This is a genomic window from Clostridium sp. (assembly GCF_040797585.1).
GTDB lineage: Bacteria > Bacillota > Clostridia > Clostridiales > Clostridiaceae > Clostridium_Z.
Genome location: NZ_JBFNEO010000096.1, coordinates 1 through 10,189 on the forward strand (window position 1 = coordinate 1; position 10,189 = coordinate 10,189).

5 protein-coding genes and 1 pseudogene are annotated in these 10,189 nt (G+C 27.7%); 2 read left to right on the forward strand and 4 right to left on the reverse strand.

Going from position 1 to position 10,189, the window contains the following annotated elements:
* Positions 1 to 457: 457 nt before the first annotated feature.
* Together AB2369_RS07750 and AB2369_RS07755 are read left to right on the forward strand one after the other, a co-directional pair.
* Positions 458 to 2,203, forward strand: a complete 1,746-nt coding sequence (locus AB2369_RS07750; RefSeq protein ID WP_367665910.1) for an ABC transporter ATP-binding protein — start codon at positions 458 to 460, stop codon at positions 2,201 to 2,203.
* Positions 2,204 to 2,206: 3 nt separating this feature from the next.
* Positions 2,207 to 4,228, forward strand: coding sequence for an ABC transporter ATP-binding protein (locus tag AB2369_RS07755; protein ID WP_367665911.1), 2,022 nt, complete (start codon positions 2,207 to 2,209; stop codon positions 4,226 to 4,228).
* A 115-nt stretch (positions 4,229 to 4,343) separates the two neighbouring features.
* On the opposite strand, the gene AB2369_RS07760 is transcribed toward AB2369_RS07755, so the two are convergent.
* From AB2369_RS07760 to AB2369_RS07775, 4 genes and pseudogenes are all read right to left on the reverse strand, one after another.
* Positions 4,344 to 5,384: an ArsR/SmtB family transcription factor gene (locus AB2369_RS07760; RefSeq protein WP_367665914.1), complete on the reverse strand. Its 1,041-nt coding sequence runs from the start codon at positions 5,382 to 5,384 to the stop codon at positions 4,344 to 4,346.
* Positions 5,385 to 5,589: 205 nt separating this feature from the next.
* Positions 5,590 to 8,094, reverse strand: coding sequence for a sigma factor-like helix-turn-helix DNA-binding protein (locus AB2369_RS07765; protein ID WP_367665912.1), 2,505 nt, complete (start codon positions 8,092 to 8,094; stop codon positions 5,590 to 5,592).
* Between the two features lie 216 nt (positions 8,095 to 8,310).
* Positions 8,311 to 9,693: an MATE family efflux transporter gene (locus AB2369_RS07770; RefSeq protein WP_367665913.1), complete on the reverse strand. Its 1,383-nt coding sequence runs from the start codon at positions 9,691 to 9,693 to the stop codon at positions 8,311 to 8,313.
* Between the two features lie 266 nt (positions 9,694 to 9,959).
* Positions 9,960 to 10,189, reverse strand: a pseudogene (locus AB2369_RS07775) (AraC family transcriptional regulator); the annotation flags it as partial.

Consider the following 10,189-nt stretch of genomic DNA (forward strand, 5'->3'; position numbering starts at 1 on the left):
CAATAACCACTTCTTCATTATGTGCAGCTACAATAAGAGCAAAAGAATTTTTAGCTTCATGATTTCTTTTTTCCTTTTTCCTACGCAATCCAAATAAGGATAGTATTAAATAATAGGAAGTTAATAAAAATAAAGAAATCTGAAAAACAGCTGTTAACGTGAATATATAATTTCCCATAATATCCTCCTAAAGAAATTATTTCTTTATTAAGTTTTTTATCCCCATTTTAACCTTAAGTTAAACTTCGTAAAATCCTTAAACAGTATACCACAAAAAAAGATTTTAGGCGATATTTTAATAATTTTAATTTTTTTCAGAATCTTAACATTTTCAATATTTATAGTATTTGCCACATTTATAAAAATTAAAGTTTTTTCCTACAAGAAATTTTTAATCTTATTTCTATTATATGGGTTAGATGTTATAATATCTTAAAAAGGAAGGAGGCTACACAAAATGAAAAAACTAAAAGCTTTGTTTAAGTACACATTGATATTTAAGAAAAGATATATCCTAGGTGTACTAATGCTAATGTTCATAGATTTTATGCAGTTAATTCCCCCTAAAATATTAGGTCTATTAACTGATAGCCTTTTAAAGGGTAACTCGTCTCAAAATTATATATTAAAATATATATCATTGTTTATTATTGCCTCTATAATTATAGCTGTAGGACGTTTTATCTGGCGAGTACTTATAGTTGGTACATCAAAGCATATAGAGTATGAAATGAGAAAGAGATATTTTTCTCATCTCCAAAAATTATCTGTAAGCTTTTATAATGAAAATAAAACTGGGGATTTAATGGCTTTAGCAACTAATGATTTAAACTCCGTAATAATGTCCTTAGGTTTTGGTATGGTTATGATAATAGATGCTATATTTTTGACTTCAATTACCATAATCACTATGCTATCTATAGATGTTAAACTTACATTCCTCTCCTTACTACCATTGCCTTTTATTTCCCTTATAGCCACAAAGTTCGGAAAAATAATTCATAAAAAGTTTATGATAGTACAAAAATCCTTTTCCACTCTAACTGAATTAGTCCAAGAAAATTTTTCTGGTATAAGAGTAATTAAATCTTTTGTTCAAGAAGAAAAAGAATTCGAAAAATTCACCAAAGAAAATTTTGATAACTTTAAAAAAAATATGGAATATTCAAAAATACAAGTTATAATGCAACCTTTAGTTGAATTTATAGCTTCTCTAAGTTTTGTTCTTTTTATAGGTGTAGGTGGTTTATATGTAATATATGGTGACATTTCCCTTGGAGACTTTGTTGCCTTTAATATGTATATAGGACAACTTGTTTGGCCTATGATGGCTATAGGCTTTGTAATAAATGTGATCCAAAGGGGTTTTGCTTCTCTTGAAAGAATAGAGAATATTCTTAAAACAAAACCTGAAATTTATGATTCCCCTAAAGTTATAGATATAAACAGTATTAATGGAGATTTAGTCATAAATGATTTAACCTTTACCTACCCCGGAGCTAAAGTTCCCTCACTAAAAAATATTAATATCTCCATAAAAAAAGGTGAAACTTTAGGTATAATAGGACGAACTGGTGGTGGAAAAAGCACCCTAGTAAACCTATTAGTTAGACTTTATAACATAGAAGACGGAAAAATATTTGTTAATGGTACAGATATAAATAAAATTCCATTATCTATTCTAAGAAAAAATATAGGTATGGCTTCTGATCCTTTCCTATTTTCCTATAATATATCTGAAAATATAAACCTATCTAAGGATACCTTAAATATGAAGGATGTTATAAATGCCTCTAAAAATGCTGATGTTTACAATAATATTATAGACTTCCCTAAAGGTTTTGATACCTTAGTTGGAGAACGTGGCGTTACATTATCTGGTGGACAAAAACAAAGGGTCTCCATAGCTAGAGCTTTGATTAAAGATCCAGAGATATTAATCTTAGATGATTGCCTCTCTGCTGTAGATGCTAAAACTGAAACTAAAATTCTAGAAAACCTTAAATCTATTATGAAAGGTAGAACTTCCATAATAATATCTCATAGAATATCTGCTATAAAAAATAGTCACAACATCATAGTATTAGATGAAGGAAGGATAATTGAAGAAGGAACCCATGAAACTCTTATAAATAACAAAAGTCTATATAGTGAAATTTATAATAAGCAATTATTAGAAGAAAAAATAGATGAGGAGGTCTAGGATATGGATAATTTCAATGATGATGATATTATTACAAAAGATTACGACTCAGATCTTATGAAAAGACTTCTTACCTTTGCAAAACCCTTTAAATGGAATTTGTTACTTGTAATGCTCCTCATGATAATATCAACTATACTTCTTTTAGTTAGGCCTTCTATAATAAAAACTGCCATTGATGATGATATAAATGGATTTAAAAAACCTTATATAGAAGTTAATAAGGATGTAAAAAACTCAAGCTTAATAGGAGATAAATCTTTCATATCTAGTAAAGAATTTAAAGGAACCTATGATGATGATAAGATATATTCCATGATATATTATGAAGAGGATATTTATCTTGTATATGGAAAAATAGATTACTCAGAAGAATTTTCTTTAGATACTAATAAAATATATAAAAAACTTACAAGGGATGAAGTTAAATCTTTAAGATATAATGACATATCTTCTCTTAAACATATAGTTATTATATTACTTCTAACTTATTGTGTAGGCTTTGTAATTAATTATTTTCAAATGTATATACTTCAATTTACAGGCCAAAAGATTATTTATAATATACGTCAAAAACTATTTGTCCATTTAGAAAATCTTAATCTTTCCTTCTTTGATAAAACCCCTGTAGGTAAGTTAGTTACTAGAATAACCAATGATGTTCAAACCCTTAATGAAATGTATACTGGAGTCCTTATATATCTTCTTAAGGATATATTTATGTTAATTGGAATAATTATTGCTATGTTTATTTTAAATAAGAATTTGGCTCTAATATCCATAAGCACACTTCCATTAATTTTTATAGTGGCCTTATTATTTAAAAAATATGATAGAGATGCTTATAGAAAGGTTAGGTCTAGACTATCTAAGATAAACTCCTTCCTATCTGAAAATATTTCTGGGGTTAAGGTTGTGCAAATATATAATAAAGAAGATAAAAAATTTAAGGAGTTCGATGAAATAAACACCTCTTACAAAAAAGCAAGCCTTGATCAAACTGTAATATTTGCTATTTTTAGACCCTCTATAGAACTTCTATCCGCTTTTACCATGGCTCTTCTTATATGGTTTGGTGGTTTTAGAGTATTAGATAACTCTATAGAATTTGGTGTGCTTTTTGCCTTTATAAATTATGTAACTATGTTTTTTCAGCCTATATTTGACATAACTGAAAAATACGATATTCTTCAGTCTGCTATGGCATCTGCTGAGAAAATCTTTAACATTTTAGATAATAATTCTATAATAAAAAATATAGACAATCCAAAAGAGGTAAAAAGGCTTATTGGAGAAATCGAATTTAAAAACGTTTGGTTTGCATATAATGATGAAGATTGGATTTTAAGAGATGTAAGTTTTTCAATAAAACCTGGGGAAAAGATAGCTTTTGTAGGGGCCACTGGTGCAGGCAAAACCTCTATAATAAGCCTTATTACAAGACTTTATGATATACAAAAAGGAGAAATCTTAATTGATGGAATCAATATAAAACATATGAGAAAAGAAGATCTAAGACGTAATATAGCTACAGTACTTCAAGATGTATTCCTCTTTACTGGGGATATTAAAAGTAATGTAAGACTTAATAATAAGGATATATCTGATGAAAAGGTTATAGAAGCCTGCAGATATGTAAATGCAAATCAGTTTATAGAAAAACTTCCTAACCAATATGATGATCCTGTAAATGAGAGGGGAACAACCTTCTCCCAAGGTGAAAGGCAACTAATAGCCTTTGCAAGATCCATAGCCTTTAATCCCCCTATTCTTGTCCTTGATGAGGCTACTTCTAATATCGATACAGAAACTGAAAGCCTAATACAGGATGCCTTATCTAGGATTACAGATAAAAGAACGACCATTGTAGTAGCTCACAGATTATCTACAATAAAAAACTCTGATAAAATAATTGTTCTTCATAAGGGCAAGATAAAAGAGATGGGAACTCATGATGAGCTTTTATTAAAAGAAAAACTATACTATAATTTATATAAACTTCAATATAGCGAAATGAAAATATAATATATTAATAATAAAAAGCATTTTAAAACACATAAAACCCTTCACTGAATAAGTCAAGGTTTTTATGTGTTTTTAAGAATATTATTAACCAAAAGTTTATAATATTCTTATGAACCTAAAGCTGAAGTTCCTTTTCTAATATTTTTATCATCTCTCTTAAAGTATCTTTATTTAAAGAGTAGTACATCTTTTTCCCCTCATATTTCTCATTTATAAGCTTATTCATTTTAAGTCCAGTGATATGATAGGATACTGTTGGAGTAGTTAAATTCAAATCATGGGCAAGTTCCTGACCATACTTAGATTCACTACTAATTAATTTTAAAAGCTTAAATCTACTTGGATCTGATAAATTTTTAATTACCTTCATTAATTTCTCAAAGTTATTTTTCCCTCTAAAGTTTTCTATCATCTCTAAAGATTTATTTCCAAGATAAATATATGTATTATTATCTCTTCCAGTTACCCATGAAATATTAAATACATTAATGGAAATTAGATATATGTATACCCTATTGCAATATTTAAAATCATCAAAAGGAATTATATCATAGGTCTCTTTAAAACCTTCTATTCCTCCAGATCTTATTAATTCTTCCAAGGTGTCTTTCCACTGATCTCCAAGAATTCTAAATCTCTCAATATACTTATTTAAAATTCTTTTGCATCTTTCAAGAAAGTTACACAATCTTTCCATAAATTCTAATGGATTTTCAATAGCCATCATGAGATTCCATTTAAACTCACCACTTATGGGCATATTTCTAAGTTCCTTTAAAACATCTTCTCTACTATTTAAAGATTTTCCTTCATAATCTCCTAGAGTATAATATAAGCTACTTAATATGCCATCTTCACTAAGACTTCTCATTTTATGTATTATCTCTTCAAAATTAAGTCCTATTATATTGTTTAGATTTAGTGAAAATATCTCCATGAGACTTAAATACTTTCCTTTAAATCCATCTTCATGGCAGGTACAATAAAGCCTAAGTTCATCTTTATTTATACCCTTTGTCTTATTTATGAAGTCTACGGCCTTTTGTAGTTCTTTATCTTTCTTAAACTCATCATCTCCTACTTTATTACTACTATTTTGTGCTGCAATTAATAAATTTTTTAAGTTTAAATAGTCTAAATTCTTATTATCTATCACATATTCCAAAGCCTAGACCTCCCTTCCAAATAGTTACTTCAATCTTACATTGTAAGACTTAGTTAATCATATAAGTATTTCCATTTCCAAAGTTCAAGAAAAAGGAATAAACACTTATAAAAGTTATATTGTAAAACAAAGCAATAACTCTTAAATTCTATTCTAACTAGAACTTAAGAGTTATGTCTATAGATATTATTAAAGTTTAATTTATTGTTACATTCCCATCCTCTTCTACTATAAAACCCTCATACTGAAAAACATCTCTTGGTATCCCCTTAAGAATAACTTTTTTATCCCTTAAATACTCCTGTATACTATTTATATTCATGGATCCTCTATATTCATTTTTCAGTATATATATTATAAGATCTTTAATAGAGAAAAACTCTCCATTGTTTCTTACAAGGACTGCACATCTATATCTTCTATCTTTCACTTCTTTTTCTACTATATCAAAATCTTTTATATAATTCTCTATAATAGAACTTAGAAAATGATAATTCCAAGGAAAACCTATATTTGGTAGGAAGCTATAATTTCTCAAAGTTTTTAAAGGATAATACTTTCTCTTTTCAATTAATTTATTTAACTCATTTGTTATGTCCTCTATATCCCTTGACTTTAACTTTAAGTTCTCTTTTAAAATATATTTATCATCATCAATTTCTATAAGTTCTTCGCATACTCTATGGAAGGCATTATATATAGTTCTCTCTGTAAATTTCAGTTTATTAAAATGTTCATAAAACTCCCTATAGCTTATAACTTCTTTGTTTCTAAAAAGGCCATAAAATAAATCCATAGTGGTAAATTGTTTCTCTGGTTCTTCTTTTAAAATATGTGGTCTTCTAAAATAATACTCATCACCCAATATATATTCTAAAATAGAGTATATATTAAATGAGTTTTTAATATTATTTCTCTTAATAAAATCCTTCATTATGTGCTCAACCTTAGAATGAACCACATTGGCATTGGTGTATCCATGATTTTTTTTAAACTGACTTTCTAGTATTTCTTTTAACTTATTGATATCTTCCTTAGAAATTTTCAATATGCTACTATTTATAAAATACCCATTATCCCAATATATTATGTTTTTATTTAGAGCTACCGCATTGTTAAACATGGAGTCAGTCCATCCTGGATATACTCCCTTAATATACTTCTTAGATACAGCCTTTCCTTCATCTTTTAAGAATTTTTCAAATATCTTATGTGAACTTATTATACTATCCTTATTCTTACCTATATTATCTTTTGTAAATATAAATTCATCACCATAATAATATTTTAATACTCCATGGAGAAAATACCTGTTATCTATATTACTTTTCATTTTAAGATCTTCTTGGAATTTATAAAACAAATCTGAAATAAGTATAGTCTCTTCTGTTGAGTTATTTATATACTCCTTTATATTCCTTAATAAGTCTTTTGGAATTTTTATATATTCTGGACTTATATATGTTCCTCTATTGCATAGAACATTTTCACTTTCTATTCTTGCTGCTATAGCCCTTGCATTATCACAAAAATCATCCCGCCCAAACTTATCTTTAAATATATTCTTTACCTTTTCTATATTATCCTTATCACTAAGCCTTATTCCTTCTTTAAAATACTCCTTAACTATTACTCCATAACATTTAGAGAGTTTCATTGAACCCTTCCACACATAATTATTATGACTTTTATATCCTTTTTTATAAAGATAGTTTATAAAGTCCTCATAATCTAGGAAACTCAAACTATATTCTCTAAGAAGAACTTCCACATTGTATATCTCATCGTAATAGTTAAATATATCTCCAACCTCTCTTGCTATACTATTAAGGCTCTCTCTTATATACTTTATATTCTCTCCTATTATAAACTTATCAATCTCTTCAAAATATCTCACATTTTCTGAAGCTTTATTTATAAGAGCATATTTAAGTATAAGGGACTCTTCCTTAGTTCTTCCTATTTTTCTTATATCCCTATAATCAAAAATTTTATCCTTGTTAAATCTTTTTATCATATAAGGGAAAAACATTTTAAAATACCCTTTAAATTTCTTGTGTACTTTCTCTTCTAGTTGTCTTACTCTCTCACGGCTAATATTACTTTTATCTGCTATGCTTTGAAGTGTTATTCCTTTTACCGCTCTGAGCTTATATATTCTATAATTTTCATCCTCTTTAATTATGTCTAAAACTTTAGTGATTAGTTCTTCTTCTGGGTATTTTAATAAAGAAATATAGTAGTTAAACTTAAGTGCCTTTGATTTGCCTATGTTTGGAATAGAATTTATATTATCTAGATTTAGATATCTAAGATCTCCTACTGTACTGATGTTATTATCTTTAAAATGTGTTATTATTCTCTCATCCACAAAAAGAGCCTTAATAGAGTCTATGCTCATATTTATATAATCCTCATGAACATGAATTGTGTAATCCTTATTTTCTAAAGGATTCTTACCCTTTAAACTATTCTTGTATTCCTTCCACACTGTGGTAATTGTCTTTATCTTTTGAGGACCAAATCCCTTTTCTTTACTAAGACATATAAAATCAAAATCCTTAAGATCATAATCATTTTTTAAATTATTCTTATTACAATAATCTTTAAATAGCTTAAAGGAATTGTTACTAAATATATTTTCTAATGGTTCCCCTCTAAATTCATAGTCCTTATTATTTTTATTTACTCCTTTAACCATATCTCCTTCTCCTTAAAATTTAATCCTCAATTCTTTTATAACACTTAATGATAGTTATTGTCAATTCATAATTCTTAAATTTTTCTTATTATTTAGAATATTTAACTGTATATTAATAAAATCCTTATAAAATATCTCAATTTTTCATTTAAATGTATATTTATTTTCTATAAAGCTTACCTATGATAAAAAAAAGTTGTCCATAAGGACAACTTTTTAAGCATTTATAATATTTTGCACTTCTTTAATTTTTAATGTTTCATACTCCTCTTCTAATTCTTCCCTTACCTTCTTAATATATATTACTCCAGTTACTGCAACTATTATATCAACTATAGGATAGCTTATCCACGCTCCTACAACTCCCCATATATTTACAGCTATAATTACTAGAGGAATGAATAAAACAAGTTGTCTATAAATAGAGAGTAAAAAACTTGTCTTCGCCTCCCCAATAGACTGATATACATATATAGATACATAATATATTCCTATAACTGGGAATATACTTATAACCACTCTAAATGCCCATATTGCATCCTTTAAAATAGAAGGCTCTTTTAAGAAACTTCCAAGAATAGGTCTTGTAAACACCATAAGTACAATCCACAATATTGTAGATGTTATAGATACTGCTGTAATTGTTTTTTTAATAGTTTCATTTACCCTTTTATAATTTTTCGCTCCATAATTATAAGCAACTATAGGTTGCATAGCAGAAGTCATTCCTATTATAGTTATGAAAAGGAACATAGAAACTCTAGTTATTGCTCCAATTATTATAATGGCTGTATCTCCACCGTGATCTCCTAACAGGTTATTTAAAAGTACAGCAACTATGGCATCGGAAATTTCTATAATAAATGTAGAAAAACCTACTGCAACAATTGTTTTTACTAGATTTCCATAGAACCCAAAAGTTATATTAAGATTTAATTCTTTCTTTACTTTTCTAAAGGCATAAATAGTAAAAATAAAACTTACAAATTGAGAAAATACTGTAGCTATGGCTGCACCTTTAACTCCATAGTCAAATCCCATAACTAAAATAGCATCTATTATTACATTAAGAATTGCACCTAAGGATGTTGCATAAAGGGTTATCTTGGTATTGCCTAAGGCATTCATAGAATAGCACATAATATATGTTAAACTTTGAAATACTCCACCAATGAGTATTATAGAAATGTATTCCTTCGCTAGTGGAAATATTGTCTCACTAGCTCCCATCTTAACTAAAGCACCATCTAAGAAAATATATATAACTAGTGGTATTACTATTAAAGAAACTAAAGTAAGGCTTAATGCACTTGTTATAGTATTTTTTAATTCCTCAATATTTTTTTCTCCTAAGTACCGGGCTATGGTTGCTGATGAACCTACGGCTATTAAAAGCCCTATGGATGACAACAACCTCTGTACTGGAAAGGCTATGGTTAATGCTCCTATCGCATTAGGCCCTACATATCTTCCAACGAAGAATGTGTCTACCATATTATAAAGCTCTGTTACAAGTAAGGAAACTATTGCAGGTATAGCGAATTTTAAAAGAATCCTGCTTACCTTTCCCTCTGTAAAGATTTTTCCATAAGAACTCATTTTTATCTCCTCTCATTCTCTCTTATATATTATTAGTAAATTTAAAACCTCATATGTTTTTGAAATTTAATTTTTAATTATTAATTTCTTTGTATTTCTCCATACTAATTAATTTAATTATAGCTTATAATACATTATGATTTCATTCACTTAGTTACTGATTAAAAAGTACATTTTTAAGGACTTTCCATAAACATCTTTTTCGTCATAAAGCAAAAAACACCTTAAACTAAGGTGTTTTTTGTACTTTTTGACTAGATTCTATACTATTTTAATGCTTTTAAGGTAATAAGTATGGCTCCATAACCTTTAATTTTAGCACTTATGTGATGGACAGTAGTTTTTCTTCCATAGCTTAAATTAACAATAGGCATAGAAGAAAGTTTTAAAAGTTCTATTTCATCATCTCCTAATATCTTAGGACTTCCCATAGAAATCCACTGATTATAGCAACAGTTTACTTTTTCATGGGTTTCATATCTCGTAACCCTATAAT